The 23,917-nt window shown below is 59.1% G+C and carries 17 protein-coding genes; 13 read left to right on the top strand and 4 right to left on the bottom strand.

Annotated features, from left to right (window positions below):
- Window positions 1-9 precede the first annotated feature (9 nt).
- A complete protein-coding gene (locus tag APR53_08020; protein KQC05345.1) occupies window positions 10-507 on the bottom strand; it encodes a phosphodiesterase in 498 nt (165 codons plus the stop codon).
- A gap of 82 nt (window positions 508-589) precedes the next feature.
- Between APR53_08020 and APR53_08015 the strand changes: the two genes are divergently transcribed.
- The 4 genes from APR53_08015 to APR53_08000 are packed head-to-tail and all read left to right on the top strand — an operon-like array spanning window position 590 to window position 4,540.
- Complete coding sequence (locus APR53_08015) at window positions 590-1,207, top strand: hypothetical protein (protein ID KQC05321.1); 618 nt, start codon at window positions 590-592, stop codon at window positions 1,205-1,207.
- 56 nt (window positions 1,208-1,263) lie between these two features.
- A complete protein-coding gene (locus APR53_08010; GenBank protein KQC05344.1) occupies window positions 1,264-2,427 on the top strand; it encodes an MFS transporter in 1,164 nt (387 codons plus the stop codon).
- Between the two features lie 43 nt (window positions 2,428-2,470).
- Window positions 2,471-3,115, top strand: a complete 645-nt coding sequence (locus tag APR53_08005) for a hypothetical protein (GenBank protein KQC05320.1) — start codon at window positions 2,471-2,473, stop codon at window positions 3,113-3,115.
- Between the two features lie 60 nt (window positions 3,116-3,175).
- Window positions 3,176-4,540 carry an MBL fold metallo-hydrolase gene (locus tag APR53_08000; GenBank protein KQC05319.1) on the top strand — a complete coding sequence of 455 codons (1,365 nt, stop codon included), beginning with the start codon at window positions 3,176-3,178 and terminating at the stop codon, window positions 4,538-4,540.
- 15 nt (window positions 4,541-4,555) lie between these two features.
- Here APR53_08000 and APR53_07995 read toward each other — a convergent pair whose 3' ends face one another.
- On the bottom strand, window positions 4,556-6,670 hold the full coding sequence (locus APR53_07995) for a hypothetical protein (protein KQC05343.1): 2,115 nt from the start codon (window positions 6,668-6,670) through the stop codon (window positions 4,556-4,558).
- 139 nt (window positions 6,671-6,809) lie between these two features.
- On the opposite strand from APR53_07995, the gene APR53_07990 reads away from it, so the two are divergent.
- Window positions 6,810-9,617, top strand: a complete 2,808-nt coding sequence (locus APR53_07990; protein KQC05318.1) for an ABC-ATPase UvrA — start codon at window positions 6,810-6,812, stop codon at window positions 9,615-9,617.
- Between the two features lie 171 nt (window positions 9,618-9,788).
- Here APR53_07990 and APR53_07985 read toward each other — a convergent pair whose 3' ends face one another.
- Complete coding sequence (locus tag APR53_07985; protein ID KQC05317.1) at window positions 9,789-11,159, bottom strand: hypothetical protein; 1,371 nt, start codon at window positions 11,157-11,159, stop codon at window positions 9,789-9,791.
- A gap of 603 nt (window positions 11,160-11,762) precedes the next feature.
- Between APR53_07985 and uvrC the strand changes: the two genes are divergently transcribed.
- From uvrC to APR53_07970, 3 genes are all read left to right on the top strand, one after another.
- A complete protein-coding gene (gene uvrC / locus APR53_07980; GenBank protein KQC05342.1) occupies window positions 11,763-13,313 on the top strand; it encodes an excinuclease ABC subunit C in 1,551 nt (516 codons plus the stop codon).
- The gene (locus tag APR53_07975; protein KQC05316.1) at window positions 13,310-15,244 is read left to right on the top strand and encodes an excinuclease ABC subunit B; all 1,935 of its coding nucleotides are present in this window, start codon (window positions 13,310-13,312) and stop codon (window positions 15,242-15,244) included. The genes uvrC and APR53_07975 overlap by 4 nt, the downstream gene beginning before the upstream one ends.
- A 62-nt stretch (window positions 15,245-15,306) precedes the next feature.
- Window positions 15,307-16,551 (top strand): hypothetical protein, encoded by a 1,245-nt coding sequence (locus tag APR53_07970; protein ID KQC05315.1) that lies wholly within the window; start codon window positions 15,307-15,309, stop codon window positions 16,549-16,551.
- A gap of 55 nt (window positions 16,552-16,606) precedes the next feature.
- Here APR53_07970 and APR53_07965 read toward each other — a convergent pair whose 3' ends face one another.
- Window positions 16,607-16,846: a hypothetical protein gene (locus tag APR53_07965; protein KQC05341.1), complete on the bottom strand. Its 240-nt coding sequence runs from the start codon at window positions 16,844-16,846 to the stop codon at window positions 16,607-16,609.
- Window positions 16,847-17,064: 218 nt separating this feature from the next.
- Between APR53_07965 and APR53_07960 the strand changes: the two genes are divergently transcribed.
- From APR53_07960 to APR53_07940, 5 genes are all read left to right on the top strand, one after another.
- Window positions 17,065-18,381 (top strand): hypothetical protein, encoded by a 1,317-nt coding sequence (locus APR53_07960; GenBank protein ID KQC05314.1) that lies wholly within the window; start codon window positions 17,065-17,067, stop codon window positions 18,379-18,381.
- Between the two features lie 215 nt (window positions 18,382-18,596).
- Window positions 18,597-19,928, top strand: coding sequence for a hypothetical protein (locus APR53_07955; GenBank protein KQC05313.1), 1,332 nt, complete (start codon window positions 18,597-18,599; stop codon window positions 19,926-19,928).
- A 207-nt stretch (window positions 19,929-20,135) separates the two neighbouring features.
- A complete protein-coding gene (locus APR53_07950) occupies window positions 20,136-21,062 on the top strand; it encodes a hypothetical protein (protein KQC05312.1) in 927 nt (308 codons plus the stop codon).
- Window positions 21,044-22,066 carry an iron ABC transporter gene (locus APR53_07945; GenBank protein ID KQC05311.1) on the top strand — a complete coding sequence of 341 codons (1,023 nt, stop codon included), beginning with the start codon at window positions 21,044-21,046 and terminating at the stop codon, window positions 22,064-22,066. The genes APR53_07950 and APR53_07945 overlap by 19 nt, the downstream gene beginning before the upstream one ends.
- On the top strand, window positions 22,067-23,323 hold the full coding sequence (locus APR53_07940; GenBank protein ID KQC05310.1) for a hypothetical protein: 1,257 nt from the start codon (window positions 22,067-22,069) through the stop codon (window positions 23,321-23,323). It abuts the gene before it with no gap.
- Window positions 23,324-23,917: the final 594 nt, after the last annotated feature.

Raw genomic sequence — 23,917 nt, 5'->3', positions numbered from 1 at the left:
CGGGTGCCGCTAAAGGCGCACGATGCGTGCCGTCCGGGCATCGGTGTCGAGCAGCGCGGCCGTCGCCTGTCCGGTCAGGTACCCGCACGCTTCCCCGGGGTTGACGACGAGGGTGCCGCCCGCCCGAAAACTCCCCGCCTCATGCGTATGGCCGTGGACAACGGCGTCGAATGCGCCGCTTTTGACGAGCGCGTCGAGCAGCGCGGGTTCATGCCCGTGGTAGAGCGCTACGGAGAATCCGTCCGCATCGATCTCTGCGAAGTACCCGCGGATATCCACGTTTCCGGCCGCGGCGCATTTCGCCAGCAGAAGCGCCCGGTCACCGTCGTTGTTCCCGAACACGCCGATCACCGGCATGGAGAGGTTCGCGAGCTCGGGGATGACAAACGGCGAGACGAAATCGCCTGCGTGGAGGACGAGGCCGACCGCCTCCGCATTCATGAACCTGACCGCCGTCCGGACGAGCGGAAGGTGGTCATGGGTATCGGAGAGAATTCCGAGGATCATCGCAATCACCAAACCATCATCCGGCGGCGACGGGGGATAACCTTTGCGGACTTTTTTTCGGAGAGAAACGCAATTACTGATCATGGTCACATGGCCGGTTCCGGACAGCCCCGCGAAAACCCCGCCGGAAAAGGGCGAACCCGGCTCGTTTTGGGAAGATCGCGGCGACCGCCTCCATTGCGGGATCGACATCCATGCACCGGCGGGCAGTACGGTCGTGGCAATCGCGGACGGGACCGTCATCGAAACCGGTGTCCAGACCGATCCCGCATGGGTCCCCTACTGGAACAGGACATGGTTCGTGCTCGTCGACCATCAGGGGATCTGTATCGCCCGGTACGCGGAGCTGGCCGATATCACGGTCAGGAAGGGCGACGCCGTCCGTGAAGGGGAGTGCCTCGGGCATATCGGCAGCGTGATCGATCCCGGCCGGGTGACCGGCACCGCTCCCGCGTATATCAGAACGCTCGTCAGGTCCGGATTCACCGCCATGCTCCATCTCGAATGCTACCGGTCCCCGCCCGGCCTTTTGGGGGAGAAGTACAGCGGAGGAAACTGGTTCGGCCGGGAACCGCCTTCCGCGCTCTGCGATCCGGGCATCATTCTCACGGCGGTCGGTGACAGGGACCGTGCCTCCCGCTCCCTGCATTTTACCCCCTCCGCCGAAATACTGATTCGACCCGAGGAACGACCACGATGACCCCCCCGGCACCCCGCGACCATCGCACCGGCAGACGCAGATCGTCGCCGGAGAGGATTTTTTCCGTCCTCTTCGCCTCGGTCTTCTCCGCTACGCTCGGCCTCGGCATCATCGTGCCGCTGCTGCCGTTCTATGCGGAGAGCCTCGGTGCGACCGGACTCTGGATCGGGATCATCTTCTCCGGGTTCGCCGTGTCGCGGGCGGTCTTCATGCCGGTCATCGGGAGGCTCTCCGACCGGAAGGGACGGCGCCTGTTCCTGCTCGCCGGCCTGCTTCTCTACACGCTGGTCTCGGTCGCCTACATCTCCGCGACCAGTGTCGAAACCCTCACGCTGGTCAGGATGCTCCACGGATTCGCCTCCGCAATGGTCATCCCGGTCGCGATGGCCTACGCGGCCGACTTCTCGCCCGAAGGCAGGGAGGGAAAATACATGGGCACCTTCATGGTCTCGCTCTTTCTCGGGATGGGCGTCGGGCCGCTCCTCGGCGGCGTGATCCTGGATATGGCGGGCATGGATGCCGTGTTCCTCTCGATGGCGGTATTTTCAGCCTTTGCACTCGGCATCTGCGCCCTGTTCCTCCCTGAAGCCGGAAAGCGCCTTACGGAGGGCGCATCGCTGCTGCAGACCGTCAGGAACCGCATCCTCCGGCCCGTGCTCTTTTTCCGCGTCGCCCATGCCTTCGGACGGGGCACGCTCATGGTCTTCGTGCCGCTCCTCGTGGCGGCACCCGCACTCCTGCCCGACGGCACCATCATCCACCAGGGCCTCTCCGCAACCGAGATCGGCATCGTCATCTCCGCGAGCGTCCTCTCCACCGCCTTCCTGCAGCGCTCCTGCGGGAAGCTTGCCGACAGGCACAACAAAGTCCGCCTGATTGTCATCGGTTCCGTCATCGACGCGGTTGCGCTCATCACCCTCCCGTTTCTCGACGGATTCCTTCCGATACTGGCCCTTGCGCTCTTCTTCGGCTTCGGGAGCGGGATCGCCCTTCCCGCCGCAACGTCGTTCGTCACCATCGCCGGGCGCGAAACGGGGCAGGGTGCGGCGATGGGGGCGTTCAACACCGCGATGAGCATCGGCATGATCACCGCGCCGCTGATCTTCGGGGCGATCATGGATGCCTCGGGAATTTTCTGGGTTTTTATGGCGTCCGCAGGCGTCAGCATCACAAACGCCCTCCTGTTTTACCGGATGTCGGTTGCGGCGGGGATTGCGTGACGAAACGAAACGGTGAACATACGTCACGGCGTATCAATCCCCGATGACCGACGGGATTGCAATTGATATCGCCCTTATTCCGCCCGACGCCGTCCTCGAGGCGGCCATCCTGATAAACAGGACGATGAATGCAAAGTCCGAAAATCCGGTGATCCGGCTCGGGAAAGAGACGGCACTCCCCCACATATCGCTGGCCATGGGCGCGGTCTCCGAAAAGGATCTGCCCGCCCTCGGCACCATCCTCGACGATATCGCGGCAGACGCACTTCCCCTCGATATCTTCCCCGACGAGATTGTCACCGTCGCCACCGGCACGGGCGACCGGGTCTCGGGCCTGAACATCGAACGGACGAATCGCCTGCTGGAGCTCCATACGACAATCATGCGGGCTGCCGAACCTTTTTTTCTCCCGCGGGCAACGGCGGAGATGGTCGCCCGCGAACCGGGGGGAGCGGTCACCCCCTTCACGTGCGACTACTGTACCGGCTATCCGGAGAAAGCGGCATACGAACGGTTTTCCCCGCATATCACCCTCGGGTACGGGGAAGCGGGCACCGGTACGGACAGGTCGCTCTTCCCCTGCATGATCCGGTGCACGACACTCGCCGTCTGCCATTTGGGGAACAACTGCACCTGCGAGAGGATTCTCTCCCGCCATACCGCCCCCGGCAGTCTCCGCCGGCCCTGATGCGGGGCAGGGATTATAAGGTGATACAACCATCCGCGTATAACGCAGGGGGAAGACACCGTGCTTATTGAAAAGGTTAAATCTGCGGGAATCGCTCACAACTCGTATTTTATCGGTTCGAACAACGAAGCTGCCGTCATCGACCCACGCAGGGACTGCGATGTCTACCTCGATATCGCCCGTGCCCACAATATGCGCATCACCCATATTTTTGAGACGCACCGGAACGAGGACTACGTCATCGGTTCGCAGGAACTGGCCTCGCTCTCGGGGGCGGAGATCTACCACGGAGCGAAGCTTGATTTCGCATACGGCAGGAGCGCGTTTCACGGGGACGAATTCAGGATCGGGGAGCTCGGACTCACCGTGCTCGAAACCCCGGGCCACACCGACGAGAGCCTCTCCGTCGTTGCACGGGAAAAACCGGGCAGCGAGCCGCTCATGATCTTCACGGGCGATGCCCTCCTCGCAGGCGATGCCGGGAGGACCGACTTTTACGGCCCGGAAAACCGCACCCGGATGTCGACGCTCCTCTATGAATCCATCTTCGAAAAAATCCTCCCGCTCGGGGACGGCGTGATCGTCTGCCCGGCGCACGGGGCCGGTTCGGTCTGCGGCAAGAGCATCGCTGACCGCGAGTACACCACCATCGGTTTCGAGAAGAAGACGAATCCGCTGCTGGCCATGACGCGGGACGAATTTATCCGGGCGAAATCGACCGAACACCACTACTATCCGCCCTATTTCAGGAAGATGGAGGAGCTGAACAAAAACGGGGCTCCGCGCCTCCGTCATCTTCCCGAACCCGTGGCGCTCTCCCCGGCCGATGTGGAACAGCTCCGCACCGGGATTGTCCAGATGATCGATATCAGGTCATTGACGGGATTTGCCGGCGCACACATCCCCGGATCGCTCAGCCTGCCCCGCGAAATCCTGCCGGTCTATGCAGGCTGGCTGATCCGGTACGAAGATCCCATCGTGCTCATCGACGACTACAACCACGGCCTCCACGATATCGTGAGCGCACTCATCAGGCTCGGGTATGACAATGTCATCGGCTACCTTGCAAACGGCTTTCCCGCATGGTTCAGGTCGGGAGGCGCGATGGCGTCGGTGGGACTGCTGGACGCGACGGCGACACGCGACAAAATCCAGTCGGGTGCCCCGTTCCTGCTGGATGTCCGCCCCCTGGAGGCATGGGAGACGAAGGGACATATTCCCGGCGCACGGCACATCTATCTCGGCGAGCTCCCCGACAGGATCGCGGAGATCCCGGCGGCGGGCGAGATCGTCGTCTACTGCGATGCGGGATTCAAGGGCAACGCCGCCGCCAGCCTGCTGAAAAAAGCGGGGCATGACCATGTCTGGAACCTGCTCGGCGGCATGGGCGCGTGGCAGCAGGCGGGGTTCCCGGTGGAGCGGTAACCGGGAGCGGTTGCCTTACTGGATCTGCCGGAGCAGGCCGACCATCGCCTCGACGCTGGTCGTCGGCATGGTGCACCGGAAGTTCGAGCAGACATAAGCCGTTGCACTCGCGTCGATCATCTCGAGGTCGCGGATATAGGGTGCGATGCGGCCGATTTCTTCGGATTCTCCGGCATACGCACACACGACGACCGTACGGGGAAGGAAAGAGGCGTGCAGGGCCTCGACCATGCGGGATGTGTCGGCGGCGTTTCGCCTGCCGACCACAACGACCTCTTTTGTCGGACCCTTTGCGAAATCAAGGCCGCAGAGAAAGAAAGCATGGGTTGTCGGCGATTGCATCACCGCACCGGAAAATGTATCCGTAAGGTCCGACGCACGCTGGTCGAACGCCATATCGCCGGTGATGCGGGAGAGGCGGAGAAGGTTTTGGAGCATGACGGCGTTTCCGGACGGCCATTCGCCGTCCGCACTGACCTTCATCCGCATTATCAGGGCTTCGGCATCGTCCGCGGTAAAGAAATAACCGCCCTTTTCCGAATCCCAGAAGCGGTCGGTGCAGTCGGCCAGCAGCTCCATCGCCTGCCTGAGATACTGCGGTTTGAAAGACGCTTCATAGAGCTCGATGAGCCCCCATATCATGAAGGCATGGTCATCAAGCGACGCGGGGATCGCAGCCTCGCCCTCGCGGTACCGGTGGAGGAGCCGCCCGTCGCCGTCCCTGAGAACCTCGAGCAGCCATCGTGCCGCAGTCTCCGCCGCAGTGAGATAGTCCTGACTGTCAAATGCCCGGGAGGCCGTCGCAAGCGCCGCGATCATCAGGCCGTTCCGATCCGCGAGGATTTTTTCGTCGCGGCGGGGGCGCACCCGCATGCTCCTCCGGCAAAAGAGCGCCTGACTGATATCCTCCACCCGTGCCCGGAATCCAGGCATATCCATGCCGTACCGGGCCGCAAGCGTCTCTTCGGGCTCGTCGAGATAGAGAATGTTGCGTCCCGTCCTCATGCGGGATGATTCGTCGGTGAAATTGCCCCCCTTCACCACGTTGAAGACATCTTCGGTGAAGGCAACATCCTCTTTCGCGAGAACCTGTTCCAGTTCCGACGCGGTCCAGAGATAGAAGAGGCCCTCCTCCCCTTCGCTGTCGGCGTCCTCCGCCGTGAAGAACGCGCCGTCGGGGCTTCGCAGATCACGAAGTGCATAGGTAAGGATTTCCTGCGCCGTGCGCCGGAATAGCGCCCCGCCGGTTGCCTGGAATGCCTCGGTGGCCGCGAGTGCGAGCTGCGCCTGATCGGAGAGCATCTTTTCAAAATGCGGGATACGCCACATGCTGTCCTTCGCATACCGGTGGACGCCGAATCCCACCTGGTCCCATATCCCCCCCTGCCGTATCGCTTCGATCGTGTGCCTGACCATATGGAGAAGCCGGTCGTCGGACGTCCGTTTCCACATCCTGAGCAGGAACATGAGGGCCGGGGCGGAGGGAAATTTCGGTGCCGATCCGAAGCCTCCGTTTACCTCGTCGAATTCCGATTCGAACAATGAGCAGGCGTCCATGAGAATCCCGTCGTCGAGGATCCCTTCGGGAGGGAGGCACGATTCCCGGAGCGCTTCGATAATCTTTTCCGCGGATTCGAGCACCTCATCCTTCCGGCCCTCCCAGAGATCACGGATCATCGGGAGCAGGTCGAGAAGGCCGGTCATGCCGAACCGCGATTCCTTCGGGATGTAGCTCGCCGCAAAGAACGGCCGTCGGTCGGGCGTCATGATGATGGTCATCGGCCACCCGCCCCTCCCCGTCATCGCCTGGCAGGCCCGCATGTAGATCTGGTCGATATCGGGCCGTTCCTCGCGATCGACCTTGATGGAGACGAACGATTCGTTGAGGAGCCGGGCGACGTCCTCGTCCTCGAAGGACTCCTCCGCCATCACGTGGCACCAGTGGCATGTGGAATAGCCGATCGAGAGGAACACTGGCTTATTCTCCTGTCCGGCACGGGCAAACGCCTCGTCGCCCCACGGGTACCAGTCAACGGGGTTGCATGCATGCTGCAGAAGATACGGGCTTTTTTCGTGGATCAAACGATTCCTCGCCTGCCCGACTGCGCACGTCCGCTCGTCGTTCTCCATCGGCATCCTCCTCTCTCCAAAGAGAACCTCCCGGTAAAAATAAGTAACCCCCGGGGGCTGACGTGGCAGGGGGAATGATGCTTTATGCACTGTCCGTATCTCTATGTAGTCAGGCGGACAATTATACTGGCACGGAACAATGAACACCATCGTCATCAAGGGTGCCCGGGAGCATAACCTGAAAAATATCACGTGCGAGCTTCCCCGCGACGCCCTCATCGTCATCACCGGCGTCTCGGGATCGGGCAAGTCGACGCTTGCGTTCGACACGATCTATGCCGAAGGGCAGCGGCGGTACGTGGAATCGCTCTCCGCGTACGCCCGGCAGTTCCTCGGCCTGATGAACAAGCCCGACGTCGACAGTATCGACGGGTTGTCGCCCGCCATCTCGATCGAGCAGAAGACGACCTCGAAAAATCCCCGGTCGACGGTGGGAACGGTGACCGAGATCTACGACTATCTCAGGCTGCTCTATGCCCGCATCGGCATCCCGCACTGTCCGGTTCACAACATCAGGATCGAGTCGCAGACCCCCGACCGGATCGCCGCCTCGATTGCGGCGGAGTGCGCCGGCATGGTCACCATCCTCGCACCCGTCGTGCGCCAGAAGAAGGGGACCTACCAGCAGCTCATCCGCGACCTCAATAAAGAAGGGTATATGCGTGTCCGGGTGAACGGGGAGATCCGCCGCACCGACGAGACGGTGACCCTCGAGAGGTACAAAAAACACGATATCGAGATCGTCGTCGACCGGCTGGACACCGGCGAACTCTCGCGCCTCACCGAGGCATGCGAGACGGCGATCGCCCGGTCGGACGGCATCCTCATCGCGCTCTCCGAAGACGGGACGGAAAAAGTCTTTTCGGCGGCGCTGGCATGCCCCGTCTGCGGCATCTCGTTCGAGGAGCTCCAGCCGCGGATGTTCTCCTTCAACAGCCCGTTCGGCGCCTGCGAGGAGTGCAACGGCCTCGGCATCAGGATGGAGTTCGATCCCGATCTCATCATCCCCGATACCGCGAAAAGCATCTCCGACGGCGCGGTGGCGCTGTACCGGAACTTCCTCGACGGGTACCGCATCCAGTACCTCGCCGCGGTCGCAAAACACGCGGGCTTCGACATCTTCACGCCGGTCCGCGACCTTTCGGAGCGGCAGTACCGGACGCTCATGTACGGCTCCGACGAAAAAATCCGCTTCTCGATGCGGATGAAGAACGGCGACGGAAACTGGAACTACACTGGGGCGTGGGAGGGGCTGCTCCCGCAGGCGGACCGGCTGTACCACCAGACGAAGTCCGAGTACCGCCGCCGCGAACTGGAGAAGTTCATGCGCATCTCCCCCTGCCCGGCATGCGGGGGGAAGCGGCTCAGGGAGAAGGTGCTTGCCGTAAAGATCGCGGAGATGTCGATCGTGGACGTGACGGCCCTCCCCGTCAGCGATGCAATCCGGTTCTTTACGGACCTGACGCTCACCGACCGGGAGCAGGAGATCGCCCGGCTCGTCCTCCGCGAGATCCGATCGAGGCTTGCATTTCTCGAACAGGTCGGGCTCGGGTATCTTACCCTCTCGCGGAACTCGGGCACTCTCTCCGGCGGAGAGGCCCAGCGCATCCGCCTCGCGACCCAGATCGGGTCGAACCTCATGGGCGTCCTCTACGTGCTGGACGAACCCTCCATCGGGCTGCACCAGCGCGACAACCACAAACTGATCGAGACGCTCCAGCGGCTGCGCGACCTCGGCAACACGCTCATCGTCGTCGAACACGACGAGGACACGATCCGCCATGCCGACTATGTCGTGGACATGGGGCCGGGGGCGGGGCTCCACGGCGGCGAGATCATCGCCGAGGGCACGCCGGCGGATATCGTCGCGAACCCCGACTCGCTCACCGGCCGGTATCTCGCGGGCACCCTCTCGATTCCCGTTCCTGCGACCCGGCGGACGGCGGGCGGGTTCATCCGCATCACGGGCTGCCGGGAGAACAACCTCAAGAACATCGATGCCGCCGTACCGATCGGCCTCCTCTCGGTCGTCACCGGCGTCTCGGGAAGCGGGAAGTCGACGCTCGTCTACGAAACGCTCTACAAGGCGCTGATGCGGAAGGTCTACGGGTCCCGCGAGACGCCGGGCGCGTACGACGACCTCGGGTTCGACGAGGAGATCGACAAGGTGATCGTGATCGACCAGAGCCCGATCGGGAGGACGCCGCGGTCGAATCCCGCCACGTACACGAAGGTCTTCGACGAGATTCGGAAGGTGTTTGCCGAAATCAAAGAGGCGAAAATCCGCGGGTACAAACCGGGCAGGTTCTCGTTCAACGTGAAAGGGGGCCGGTGCGAAGCCTGCAGCGGCGACGGCGTGATCAAGATCGAGATGAACTTCCTTCCCGACATCTACGTCGAGTGCGAGGAGTGCAAGGGGACCCGGTACAACCGGGAAACGCTCGAGGTGAAGTACAAAGGGAAGTCCATCGCCGACGTGCTGGCCATGAGCGTGGAGGAGGCGATGGAGCTCTTCGCCAACATCCCCGCCATCCGGACGAAGCTGGAGACCCTCTGCCGGGTGGGGCTCGGGTACATCGCGCTCGGCCAGAGCTCGACGACGCTCTCGGGCGGCGAGGCGCAGAGGATCAAGATCACCCGCGAACTCGCCAAACGGGCGACGGGACGGACATTGTACCTGCTCGACGAACCCACCACCGGCCTCCATTTCCACGATGTCAAAAAGCTTATCGCCGTCCTCAACGACCTCGTGGAAAAGGGCAACACGGTCGTGGTGATCGAACACAACCTCGACGTCATCAAGTCCGCCGACCACGTCATCGACCTCGGGCCCGAGGGCGGAGACGATGGCGGGAAGATCGTGGCAACGGGAACGCCGGAACAGATCGTCAAGGTGAAGGCGAGTTATACCGGGGGATTTTTACGCGACCTGCTTGGAAGGATTTAAACGCTTTTTTTGGCATTTTCCGTATTTGAAGCGTTATTTTCTTTTTAAATCCGGGATACTTATGTGAACAGATGGGTGATCTGATACAGATCCACTCTCAAATCAAATGTTAAAATTATCTTTCGAAAAATTTGATGTATATGACCGTCATCATGGTCACATCATCATTACTTACTCCTTTTTCCTGATCGAATGGATGATAAATACCATGCCGACGATCATCGCAACCGGTAAAGCAACGGTTGGGAATTCCGGTGTGGGAATGGTACCCGTTTCGACCTTCGTCTGTTCGTTTACAGTTGTCTGGGGTGTTTGATCGCTTTCGATGACAACACTGTTGGTGATCATGCCATCAGGAGTTCCTGCCTTAACCTCGACCGTGACGGTCAGGCTGCCGGATGCACCCGCTGCAACTGTGCCAAGGTTCCAGGTAACAACCCCGCCTGCCTCAGTGCCACCGCCGGTTGCAGAGACAAAGTCAACCTCTGCAGGCAGAGTATCCTTGATAACAACGTTATCAACCGGATATGCATTTGCATTATCGTAGGTAATGGTGTAGCTGAACTGCTCGCCGGGTTTGACAGGATCCTTGCTGTCAGATTTTGCAAGGTTCAGCGGATTGTATGAGATTTCTTTTCCGGGAATACAGAGACCGGTCGGGTTACCGATATCCGATGATTGCCAGAGTTGGTTGAGGTTCTTGTCGTACACCATTAACTTGTCGGAACCACCACTGCCCTGGTTGCCGGTTGTAATGTATAACAGGCCGGTCGGGGGATCAACTGCAAGTCCAACCACATTGTCATTTACCAATGTGATATAGGTTTCAGTGCTGGTTCCCATGTCGTATTTGCAGAGCCGTCCAAGACTTCCGTAGGCTGGGTAGGCATTGCCGGTATAGAGTATCTGGTTACTGACATCAATGGCTATTCCCATGACCTTCTGTGAAACCGTTTTGGTGCCGGCTGCTGACCAGTCGTTGGTGTTGAAGATTTTCACATTTGTTGTCAGGTCACCAACATATAACTTGCCGTTCTTTTCGTCAAGGGCAATTCCGTGTGCTGCAGATACGCCACTGAGACTCTTGTATGTTCCACCATCAAGAGTCAGCGTTTTTGTCGTCGAGTCCCATGAATACACGTAAAGATGGTTGGTGGATCTATCTACCGTGTATACTTTCTTCTTCCCCTGATCGACGACAATGCCTGCAAGGTTACCGGCGCCAGGCGCGGTTACCGTTCCCTCATCGCTCATGGTCGTTGCATCAACCAGCTGGATTGTATTGCTGTTTTCATACGTCACGAACAGGAACTTCGAATCCGTATCAATCGTCAGACCCACCGCACCCCAGCCATGGTTGGGAACACCATTTTGGACCTGGAATACCAGATATGATGGAGCTGCCTGAATATCATACGATCGAATCGGAGTTGGGACACTGTTGATGTCCGCGATAACGTACAAGGATTTTGCCGATGCAACACCCCCGAATGCCAGCAGGAGTGCCAGCAATACTACCAAAACGAGCTGTAATTTCTTCATAACATCCTCCTTAAACGAAGACATATGGCAGAGTGAATTAATGCAAATCAGATTGCCAGATGTATCGTTGAAGTATTTTAAAAACTAAGAATATTATTATGGTATGCAAGGCATTGGTGTATGTCACCATTATATAACAAAGAAATTTCCTGACAAATCATTGAAAAAGATGTCATAGTAAGAAAAGTAATTCTTCCTGTTCTTTAATTTCTCTCTCCCGTGCCCTGAGTTACTTCCAGCAAACGGTTTGACGAAATCATGAGCAATCGGTACTGATTCTTTTGGAGGGCACCGTGATGCCTCCGAGAATGAGCGCGCTTGATATGGCGCTATTCAGTTATTAATAAGACTGTTACGGGTCCATTGGGTAGGATTCATACTCACTCGTTCTCCATGCCGGGCGGTTATACCAGCAAGAATTTTCATAGATATTACCTCGTTCGATCCCACGTCGTAAGGCCAAGAACTATCAAAGACCCTCGCATGGGTGAATTGAGGTGTGTACCCTGTTATCACCCTGATGATGAGCAATCCTTTAACCACGAGGTGCCATTATCCCATCCTCATTCCTTATGACCTTATACTCCGACTATTATGCTGACAATGATCGACACGGCCTCCCTCCCCCACCTCCCCGGCTGCTACCGGTTTTCTGATGCGGACGGGACGGTCATCTACATTGGGAAGGCAAAGGACCTGAAAAAACGGGTCGCCAGCTATTTTCAGAAACGCGACCGGGACGCGAAGACGGAGCTGCTTGTCGGTGCCGCCCGTTCGGTCGACGTCATCGTCACCGACAGCGAGGTCGAGGCGCTGATCCTCGAAAACGCGCTGATCAAGCGGTACCAGCCGCGGTTCAACATCGACCTGAAGGATTCCAAGAATTTCGCGTACATCCACCTCACCGACGAGGAATTTCCCCGCATCGGGATCGCACGGAAAAAGACCCGCACCGGCACGTACTACGGCCCGTTTGTCTCCGCACGGGAGCGCGACTACGTCCTCGACGTGGTGAAGAAGACCTTCCGCCTCAGGTCCTGCCGAAAAATGCCCAAACGGGCGTGCCTTCGCTGGCATATCGGGACGTGCAGCGCCCCGTGCACCGGGGAGACCGGCCGGGAGGCCTACACCGAACAGGTGCGGCTCGCCGAATCGGTCCTGAAGGGGCACGGTTCGGACCTGGTGCGGGCGCTTTCGGACGAGATGGCACGGCGGTCGGCGCAGGACGATTTTGAAAAAGCGATGCAGCTCCGCGACCAGATTGCCGCCGTCCGGCACCTTGAGAAGCGGCAGCGGGCCGACCGGGACGTCCGCCACGACGAGGACGTGATCGGGTATCTCCTGCGGGAGGGGCGTGCCTACCTGATGCTCTTTCACGTGGTCAAAGGCACGCTCTCGGACCGGCAGGAGTACACTTTCGACGCAGGCGGGGACCTGCTCGAGGAGTTCATCGTACAGTTCTACGCGGAGAACGACCCGCCCGCCGAACTCATCCTTCCCCACCCGGTCGACGACGCCATCGCCCCCTATCTCTCCGGCATCAGGGGAAAAAAAGTCACGATCACCGTGCCGAAGCAGGGTGACAAGAAGAAGCTGCTCGCACTCGTGGAGAAGAATATCGAAATCGGGTTCTTCGGCGACCGCCTGAAGCAGGAGGCGCTGAAAAAAGCGATCGGCCTCCCCGAGACGCCCGAGGTGATCGAGTGCTTCGACATCTCGCATCTCTCGGGCACGGCGATGGTCGGGTCGATGGTGCAGTTCCGGGGCGGCAGGCCGGACAAGCGGCAGTACCGGCGGTTTAAGATCAAGACCCTCGAGGGGATCGACGATTTCGCCGCGATCGCCGAGGTCGTCGGGCGGCGCTACCGGCGGCTCCGCGACGAGGGTGCCGCGATGCCCGACCTGATCATCGTCGACGGCGGGAAGGGGCAGCTGTCGGCGGCAGCGGGGGCGCTCGCCGGCGCCGGGGTGAAGATTCCGGTCATCGCGATCGCCAAACGCGAGGAGGAGATCTTCCTGCCGGGCATGTCGATCCCGCTCCCTCTCTCGAAAAGGAAAAAGGCCTCGCTCTTCATCCAGGAGATCCGTGACGAGGCCCACCGGTTCGCGATCGCCTACAACCGACTGCTCCGGAAAAAGCAGGTGATTTCTTGACGGAATTCCGCTGTGTTTCGGAGTTCGAGCCGAAGGGATCGCAGCCCGACGCCATCCGGGGGCTTGTCGACAGCTTCCGGGCGGGAGGGCGCCGAAACACCCTGCTCGGCGTGACCGGCTCGGGAAAGACCTTCACGGTTGCCAACGTGATTGCGGAGCTCCAGCGCCCGACCCTCGTCATCGCGCACAACAAGACCCTCGCCGCCCAGCTGTACAACGAGTTCAGGGAGTTTTTTCCGGAGAACCGGGTCGAGTACTTCGTCTCGTACTACGACTATTACCAGCCCGAATCGTACATCCCGCAGAAAGACCAGTATATCGAAAAGGATGCCCAGATCAACCCGAAGATCGAACAAATGCGCCTTTCCGCGACCGCGTCCCTCTTATCACGGGAGGACACGATCGTGGTCGCGTCGGTCTCCTGCATCTACGGCCTCGGCAACCCGGAGAACTTCCGGAATATGGGCTTCACCCTCACCGTCGGGGACCGCCTCCAGCGAAACGAGCTCCTCGGGAGGCTTGTCGACCTCCTCTTCGAGAGAAACGACATCGAACTGATGCCGGGCCGGTTCCGGGTGAAAGGGGACACCATCGACCTGATCCCCGGCTATTTCAACGATATCATCCGTATCGAGCTGTTCGGGGACGAGATCGACCGGATATCGGAGATTGACAAGATGACGGGCGCCGTCAACGAAAAGATGCCGTATTTCCACGTCTATCCCGCACGCCACTTCGTGATCCCCGAGTCGGAGAAGCAGCGGGCGCTCGCCTCCATCGAGCGGGAGCTCGACGAGGTGCTGCCGGGCCTCGGGATGATCGAGGCCCACCGCCTCGAGCAGCGGACCCGGTACGACATCGAGATGATCGAAGAAACCGGGAGCTGCAAGGGAATCGAGAACTACTCGCGCCATTTCGACGGGCGGCAGCCGGGCGAGAAACCCTACTGCCTGCTCGATTATTTCCCCCGCGACTTTTTGATGGTCGTCGACGAGAGCCACCAGACGCTCCCGCAGGTGACCGGGATGTACCGGGGCGACTACTCGCGGAAACGCAACCTCGTCGATTACGGGTTCCGGCTGCCGTCCGCCCTCGACAACCGCCCGCTCCGGTTCGACGAGTTCGAGCACTACATGCGGCAGGTGATCTTCGTCTCCGCAACGCCTGCGATCTACGAGCGCGAGCATTCGGCCCGGATTGTCGAGCAGATCATCCGCCCGACGGGGCTTGTCGACCCCTCCGTGGAGATCCGCCCCATCGAGGGGCAGACCCGCGATGTCATGGAGGAGATCGAGCGTGCGATCGAAAACGGCGACCGGGTGCTGATCACGACGCTCACGAAGAAGCTCGCCGAGGAGCTCACCGGGTTTCTCGCCGACCAGGGCATCAAAACCCGGTACCTCCACTCCGATATTAAGACCATCGAGCGAACGGAGATCATCCGCCAGCTCCGCCTCGGCACCTTCGACGTGCTCGTGGGCATCAACCTCCTCCGCGAGGGGCTCGACATCCCCGAGGTGGGATTCATCGGCATCCTCGACGCCGACAAAGAGGGGTTCCTGCGGGACGCCCGGAGCCTGATCCAGATCATCGGGCGTGCCGCCCGGCATGCCGATGCGCACGTCGTCCTCTACGCCGACACCCTGACCGATTCGATCAAACGGGCCGTCGCCGAGACCGAACGGCGCAGAAACCTCCAGATCGCCTACAACAAAAAGCACGGCATCACGCCGCAGACCATCGTGAAGCCCATCCGCGAAAAAGAGGTCGACCTCACCGACACGAAGCACCTCCCCAAGACCGAGATCCCCAACCTGATCATCGAGCTCGAAACGCAGATGCGGGGAGCGGCGGACGATCTGGACTTCGAACGGGCGATTTACCTGCGGGACCGGGTCAAACGGCTGAGAAAAGAGCACGATATGCCGTAAGGAGCACGGATACCGGAATATCTCCGCAAAGGATATTATCCGTAACTCTATAATTACCTTCGATGGCGCTCTATGACCGGTCCATCGGAGCGGAATTGTCTGTTGTGGAACGGGAGATGCTCTTCAACGACGCCTATGCACACACGGGCTTCGTGATCCATTACTCAAACGACGGAACACTGTTCCAGCTCCTCGCCTCGCCGTTTCTTGAGAACAAAGAGCCGGATACGATCTACTTCGCCGACTCCTGCACGCCGCCGCCCGAGCATATCTTTGCGGAGGTCGATGTCGCGTATGAAAAGGAAATTTTCAACGAAAAGACCGGCGCACACACGACCATCAAAACGATCGACGGCTGGAAACCGTTCGATCCGACCCCTCTCGCGGCCCGCAGAAGGATACTGGACCCCGAAGAGGTGGTCCACCATTTCACCCACCTTATCCGCGGCGAGGAGGAGACAATCAACCAGATTGCCACGTGCTCCGCACTTTACGCACTCTCTTCCCCGCCGGGCGTCACCGGTACGGGGGGCATCAATACGGCGGTCTTCGGCAGGAAATATCAGTGGAGCCTTTTTACGGATTCCATGGCGGTCATTCCGGGCGAGTTCCGGACACTCCATTCGCCCTATTATTATTACCTGTCCGCTCGGGAGAGGAAGCGGCAGGGTGACGGGAGCGAAGAGGTCAGCCTCGCGATCCTGAAGCCCAGAAAAACCATTGCCGACATCCCGATCGAGATCGGGGAGACGGCCGAACGGACATTTTTGCGGGGATATAAGAAGACCCTGCAGGAGGAGAACGCCGTCGTTACCGCGTACATGCTTGATTCCCTGCTCCTCAAGCCCGAACCCTCCGCCCGGGCCGAGCAGATCATCACCGAGGCGATCTACGAGCTCCGGGACGATGTCAAAAAAGCCGGCCGGGCCCCCTACAACCAGAACCTTGGCGATGCCATCCCGAAACTGAGCGCTTCCCTTGCACGGCTGCACCACAATGCGGAGGTTGGGGATGAGCTCGTGAAGGAAGGCATCGGGCTGCTGCTCGACATGCACCACCGGGTCACGAAACTCCACGGCACGCCCCTGAAAATTTCCGATGCGTACCGGCTGTCGGGCGATGCGCGAAAGCTGTATTTTACCCTGTATGAAACATTCGGGGCCGATTACTGGATCCCGTCCGAGGACGCGCTGGCCGTCGTCCGGCTCGACCCGGCCGAGTTCGAGACATCGATCGACTCGCTGTGCCGGGAAGGCTACTGCCAGAGAAAAACGGGTTTTGTCAAGATCCTCGAAGAATATACATAGTGTTCGGGGCCGGGATGATGCGAAGAATGCCCCGGCCGCTCCCGAAAAACAGTGCTTATTCTTCTTCCCGTACCGAATATTCGGCGTCGATGGGCCCCGGCGGCCCGGTGTCCTCGGGCATGAGGGCCCATGCGATCAGGTAGAGCAGGATTCCCGATCCCATGCCGCCGAGCGCGAGCACGGCCCAGACGATCCTGATCAGATTGGGATCGACCTCGAGGTAGTTGCCGATGCCCGCACAGACCCCGGCAATCATGCGGTCGTCCTTCGGCCGGACCAGCCGTTTCGATACCATCAGAATCGATAGGGGGCATGGGCCGATAAAGCTGGCGCCGGGAGCGTGGCCAGCGGCGCGGGAAAGGCTGATGTGATCGTGTCCGCTGTGCACGGATCAGGTTCCCTGCCGGAAGAGTGAAGGAGTAGAACCCTGCGATAACAGGCAGTATCGAGGGATTATAACCATTCGAAAACAGGTTTTTTTGCATGATTATAATCACTCAAAAACATACTTTTATGTGGGGTTATAACCCATCAAAAAATGTGACCGTCCTCCTTGACCTCCTGGTATCCCTCAATCCCTGGTGGAGCGGCAACGACTTCGAGACCGGCGTACGGCGGGAACGCTATTCGTCGAAGATCAGGAAATATTACGCTACAGGGGAGATCGTGGTTCTCAGCGGCGTGCGGCGCTCGGGCAAGACGACCCTGCTGTACCAGCTGATCCACGACCTGATTCACGAGCAGGACGTCGATCCACGGTCTATTCTCTTCGTCAACTGCGATGAGCCCGCCCTTGCCCGTTTGGACCGGCCGCTGGAGACGGTGCTCGAAACCTATAGATCAGAGGTTTACAGCAAGGGGGGTGCATGTCTGGTCTTTGACGAGATCCAGAACATCCCGGGATGGGAACGGTGGGTTAAATCGACGTATGACCGCAAACAGTTCCATCTGGTGATATCAGGGTCCTCCTCCTATCTTCTTGATTCGGAGATTTCTACTCTGATCAGCGGAAGATATCTCCCGGTCCCGGTCTACCCGCTCGATTTTTCCGAGTATCTTCTCTTTCATGAGGTGGATGCAGGTAACGATTCAATAGCGCTCTCCAGCCGGAAATATGAGATTTTACAATGGCTCAGGCGCTATCTCCATGAAGGCGGATTCCCGCAGGTCGTACGACAGGGCGATGAGGATGTGAAAAAAGACCAGCTCAGGGCATACTACGACAGTATTGTCTACCGCGACATCGTCCGGGTAAACGATGTGCGCAATCAGCGGGCGATGAGCGATCTCCTCTCCTATCTTTTAACCAACATCGCTTCCCCCTATTCCTATCGGCAGCTGGTACAGATCCTGGGGATTGATGCGGCGACAGTCAGGGAGTACATCCAGTACGCCGGGATGGCAAAAGTGCTCTTCGAGGTCCATTTTTTCAGTTACTCGCTGAAAACTCAGGCACGGAACAACAAGAAGATCTACTGTATCGACAATGGTCTGAGAAATGCGGTTTCCTTCACATTTTCAGCAGATGACGGAAAATGTGCCGAAAACCTGGTGTATCTCGAACTTCAGCGGCGTGGGCAGGAGCCGTATTATTGGAAAAAAGGTGGCGAGGTGGATTTTATCCTGAAAAACCCGGACACCACGCTCAGTGCAATCAATGTCACCTACACCGATGCCATCCCCGCACGGGAGATGGACGCACTCCGGGAGTTCGCCGGCGAATTTGGTTCAAAAGTGAGGGATATGGTGCTTATAACGAAGGATACCGCACAGACACACGGCGATGTCCGGTGCGTCCCGCTCTGGAAGTGGCTGCTGGTGCCGGGGTGACCGATACCCGGAGGATGAAAGGTCCCCGGTGAGATGCTACGCATCAATTCACCCCGGTGCGCCGCATCTCTGGCGTACCCGTGCGATGACGGGCCGTTTCGAAAATGACGGCCGGTGCGGAACGGTAATTTAATGGCAGGCAAAGGTGGAATGCATCACGGTAAGGCGGTCCGGGAAGATTTTCCCGTTTCACCCTGTTTCAGGACATGAGAACTATGGCATACACCGATATATGGATCGTGGCGGTCGTCGCCCTTGCCCTGGTTGCCGGGTGCATCACGGGAGAGGACGAACTGCCGCCGAAGGAGGTCGTGCAGGGGACGCAATTCGACGGCTGGGCCGATTATCCCTCGATATCCGCAGACGGACGGTACGTGGCGTTCGTCACCGCCGGCGGATTCATCCCCGGCCTCAGCCTGGTGCGATCGCCGGGGGACATTCTCCTCCACGACCGCGAAACCGGCGAAACGGTGAGCATCGTGAACATGACGGATCTGCGGGAGACCTACTCGAGTTTCCTGTACCCCTCCCTTTCGGCGGACGGGCGGTACGTAGCATTCGAGGCAATCGCCCCGCTCTCGAAGACCTCGTATCCCGCGGACGGGAAAAATCCGTTCCACCAGATCTGCGTCGTCGACCGGATAACAGGGCAGGCGGACGTGGTTTCACGGGCATCCGACGGAACGCGGGCCAACGACTGGTCCATCGATCCTGTCATCTCCGCGGACGCCCGATACGTCACGTTCTCATCAGGGGCTGACAATCTGGTTCCGGGAGATACGAATACAGTATTGGACGTCTTCCTCCATGACCGCACAACCGGCCTGACGACCCGGGTTTCGGTGGCATCGGATGGAACACAGGCAAACGCGGCATCCTTCCCCTCATGGATCTCCGGCGACGGGAGATGGATTGTATTCGCCTCGAATGCCGATAATCTCGTCACGGGCGATGAGAACGGAGAGAGCGACGTGTTCCTGTACGACAGCACGAGCGGAGAAACCACACTCGTCCCGGTGCCATCCGCCGGGGTGCAGCGGCAGAGTTCGTCGATCTCCCCCGCCATATCGGGCGACGGGGGCTCCGTGGTGTTTCGCTCGTTTGCAGAAACAACTGCTCCGGGAGCCTCCGGCGGTATCGATATTTTTGTCCATGACCGGCACACCGGCAGCACGAGGAGCATCACCAACCGGTCGACCGGCGGATGGTCCCGTGCACCGGCGATCTCCGGAAACGGCCGGTATATCGCATTCGAATCAGCCGCCGCGCTGACACCCGGCGACACCAACGACAGGGACGATGTCTTTGTCTTCGACACGGAGAGCGAAAAGACCACGCTCGTCTCGGTCGCGTCCGATGGAATACAGGGGAACGGCGACTCGGGGGCCCCCGATATCTCCGCGGACGGCCGGTACGTGATATTCGTCTCGAAGGCCGACAATCTGGTAGAGGGCGATACGAACGGCTATGCGGACGTCTTTGTGCACGACCGCATCTCGGGGAGGACGACACTAGTCTCGGTAATCGGCATGTTCATCGATGTGTAACAGGACGATGCCGGATCGCGAGGGAAACCCGGGCCCGACACACGGTGAGGAGTGGAGCGGGAAGGAAGGGATAACGACATCGCCCCGACTAACCTGCCGGCGGCAGGCAGGCCCTCCGGCGAAGAGAATCATCCGGTTTCCGCAGGACCGTGCTCCAGATTATTTTATTTTAGTAAATTCTTTTTGTTCAGAAGGGCAACTCTCATTATGGGATCACGGGGAGCCACCTTCACCATCCTCTTCATCTGTGCGCTTGTACTGACCGGCGGGTGCGTTTCACCGGAACATACCCCGGAAACCGCATCGGCCACGACGATCACCATCACGGATTTTTCCGGAGTACCCGTGCAGGTCCCGGCCGATGTTCACCGGGTGGTCTCCCTCTCGCCCAGTGAGACCGAGATATTTTACGAGCTGAACACACCGGATTCGGGAATCGAGCTTGTCGGACGGACCGACTATGACAACTACCCGCCCGAGGTCGTGTCCGTCCCCTCGATGGGAGGGCCGAAAACGCTCAGCATCGATGCGATTATCCAGGCGGAACCGGATCTTGTCCTTGCATCCACGGTCACCAATACCGATATTACGGCACAGCTGGCGCAGCTCGGCATACCGGTCCTGACCTATCAGCTGGAGAATTTCGATGATGTCTACGACAATATCCGGTCTGTCGGAATCGCCCTCGGGTGCAAGGAGCGTGCCGAATCATTGGTCGCCTCGATGCGGCAGAGGGTCGCCGCCGTTTCAAACGGAACCCCTGCCGCCGAGCCGCCGAAGGTGATGTATATCGTATCGGCGGATCCGATGTATGTCGCCGGAGCGGGCACGCTTCAGGACGAGATGATCACGCTCTGCGGCGCAGCCAACATCTTCCACGACAAAAGCCGGTACTTTGCGGTGTCGGAGGAAGCCATCATCTCCCGGCGTCCCGACATCATCCTCATGCCGCTCGGCCACGGAAGCGGATCCCATACGATTAAGGCGGATCTTCTCAAAAAAGGGGTATTTTCCGAAATTCCCGCGATCGTGTCGGGACGGCTGTACGAACTCGATGAAAATGTCGTGTCGCGGCCGGGACCGAGGATCGTGCTGGCCCTGGAGATGTTTGACGAATGTATCACCGCAGACTGACACTGGCGGCAACGGCAGTTTTGTCGATCCTGCTCGTGTCAGCCATCGTGCTGTCGGTCATGATCGGGGTCTCCGGCATTGACGTTTCCACGGTCATCGCCATTCTCGCCGAACCGCTCACGGGCGAGATCCCATGGTGGAGCAGCGCCGACGCGATCATTGTAACCGAAATCCGGCTCCCGAGAGCCCTGATCGCGGCGATGGTCGGCGTCTGCCTGACAGCCAGCGGTGTCGTCCTGCAGGGCCTGTTTAAAAATCCGATGGCGGATCCCTATTTTCTGGGAATATCAAACGGTGCCGCGCTCGGTGCCACGCTCGTCATCGCGGGCGGCGGGTTTCTGGGACTCGGGTTTTATTCCCTTCCGGTCCTGTCGTTTCTCTTCGGCCTCGCCACGATCTTTCTCGTGTACACCATCGCACGGATGGGCAACCAGGTGCCGGTCAATACCCTGCTCCTCTCGGGAATTGCGATTGCGGCGTTTCTTTCGGCCGTCAACTCGTTCATCCTGTTCACCGCGGAGATGAACCTGCACCAGATTCTCTTCTGGATGATGGGCGGACTGAGCGGCCGGGGATGGGACTATTTCTGGATTATTCTTCCGTTTACCGTTGTCGTGCCCCTCATCCTCGTGTACCTCGCGCCCCAGATGAACGCGATCATGTTCGGCGAGGAGTCGGCGATGTACGCGGGCGTCGATGTCGTCAGGCTCAAGAAACTGCTTATCGTTCTGGTCTCGCTCATCACCGCCGCGGCGGTGGCCGTGAGCGGCATCATCGGCTTCGTGGGCCTGATCATCCCCCATATCGCCCGGCTCGCGGTCGGCCCGGACCACCGCATTCTTGTCCCGGTCTCGCTGCTCGCAGGCGGCGTGTTTCTGGTGCTGGCCGATATCGCGGCGCGGGTCGTCATCTCCCCGGCGGAACTCCCGATTGGCGTCATCACGGCACTCTGCGGGGTGCCGTTTTTCCTCTACCTGCTGAGAAAAAACCGGGGGGTGCTGTAGGTGCCGGTCGAGATCAGGGGGCTGAGTTTCGGGTACTACCCGGAAAAGACGGTGTTACACGAAATCGATGTCACCTGCCGGGATCACCGCATTACCGGGATCATCGGGCCGAACGGGTGCGGAAAAACCACGCTCCTGAAAGTCATGGCGGGCTACCTGCAGCCCGGCACGGGATCGGTGCTCTACGACGGGCACGACATCGGGGGAATCCGGCCCGCCGATCTCGCCCGCCTGCGTGCGGTGGTGGAGCAGGGGATCGAATGCCCGTTCGCCTTTCCGGTCTACGATTATGTGATGCTCGGCAGGATAGCGTACCGGAAGAGCTTCCGGCCCACGACGGAGGAGGACCACCGGATCGTTCTGGATGCGCTGCGAGACACGAATGCGCTGCGGTTCCGGGACCGGAAGGTTACCGAGCTCTCCGGCGGCGAACTGCAGCGGGTGATGATCGCGAAAGCGCTTGCCCAGCAGCCGAAGTACCTCCTGCTCGACGAGCCCACGTCGCATCTCGACATCAGGCACCAGCTCGACCTGATGGAGCTGCTCTCCCGGCTGTCGAAGGAGATCACCGTCATCTGCATTCTCCACGAGATGAACCTGGCCGCGACATGGTGCGACGACATCGTCCTGACCGAGGGAGGACGCATCGTCGCCTCCGGGGACGCGGATAAGGTGCTCTCGGCCCGGGCGATCGAGGATGTCTTCGATGTGCTCGCCATCCGCCAGAAGCTCCCCGAAGCCGGCAGGTACCAGTTTTCCTTCTCGCTTCCCGCCGCGGACCGGGACCGGCAACGCTGCCGGGTCCACGTCATATCGGGCGAGGGCCGGGGGAGAATCGTCTTCTCCACGCTCGCATCGGCCGGCTACGAGGTCAGCGCCGGCGTCCTCAACAACGGCGACCAGGACTATGACACGGCCGCCCTCATGGAGATCGATCTCGTCTCCGCACCCCCCTTCAGCGCCATCGGGCCCGACGAAACGACGGAGCTTTACCGGCTCTGCGACGAGGCCGACGTCATCGTGCTCGTGGCCGTCAATGTGGGGCCCGGCAACTGCGCCAACATCGAAGCGGCCGCCTCCTTCCTCGGAAAAAAGCCCGTCATCTTCTTCAACCCCGACAAAAACCTCAAAAAGCTCGACCACACGGACGGCAGGGCCACGGCGCTGTACGACAGGATTGTGGGGCAGGCCCCGGAGGTGTCCGATATCGGCGGCTTGTTCGGGGAGCTGGAGCGGGTGTGCCGGCCCGGAGGGTAGGTGGTGAGCAATAGTATCATAATCTTAGATTGTATAGCCAAGATACGACGAATACAGACCCTTATACTGGAAGAGGTCTGAAGTAAGGGGTTTTGAAATAAAAGGGCAAAAAGTAAGACAAGTGCAAAAGAAAATAATTTTTAATTTATTTTTTTACCTATTTTTTATGTATTTCTAAGCTTTTTACATTTGAACCTCCAGATTTCGTTGTATTAAATGTAATTTTAATATCGACTTTTTTATCTGAGGTCGCGGAGATCATAACTTTTTCTTCTTTTTCTGATTTAAAAGAATTGACTAATATTGTACCTGGACTTTTTCTATTTATTAGGCCTCTTTCACGTACTGCTTCACTGATTCTATTAATGAAGCTGTCCACTAGAGTCTCTATAATTGGATAATCAGCTGATAATACAAGAATCGCAATTATTTCAGAAAGATCTAAAACAATTTCAAGACTATTTCCTGTTTGAATTTTATTTATTAATAATCTTGCATGTGTTCTTGTTCTCATCCATGTTAAAAATTCATTAGAATCGAAATCTAATTTTTCAAAATATTTACATTCTATTTGTTTTTTAAACAAATACATTT

Origin of the sequence: Methanoculleus sp. SDB (assembly GCA_001412355.1) — an archaeon.
Taxonomy (GTDB): Archaea; Halobacteriota; Methanomicrobia; order Methanomicrobiales; family Methanomicrobiaceae; genus LKUD01.
Note: the sequence above shows the minus strand (reverse complement) of the source record. Positions and strands in the feature narration are given on the sequence as shown.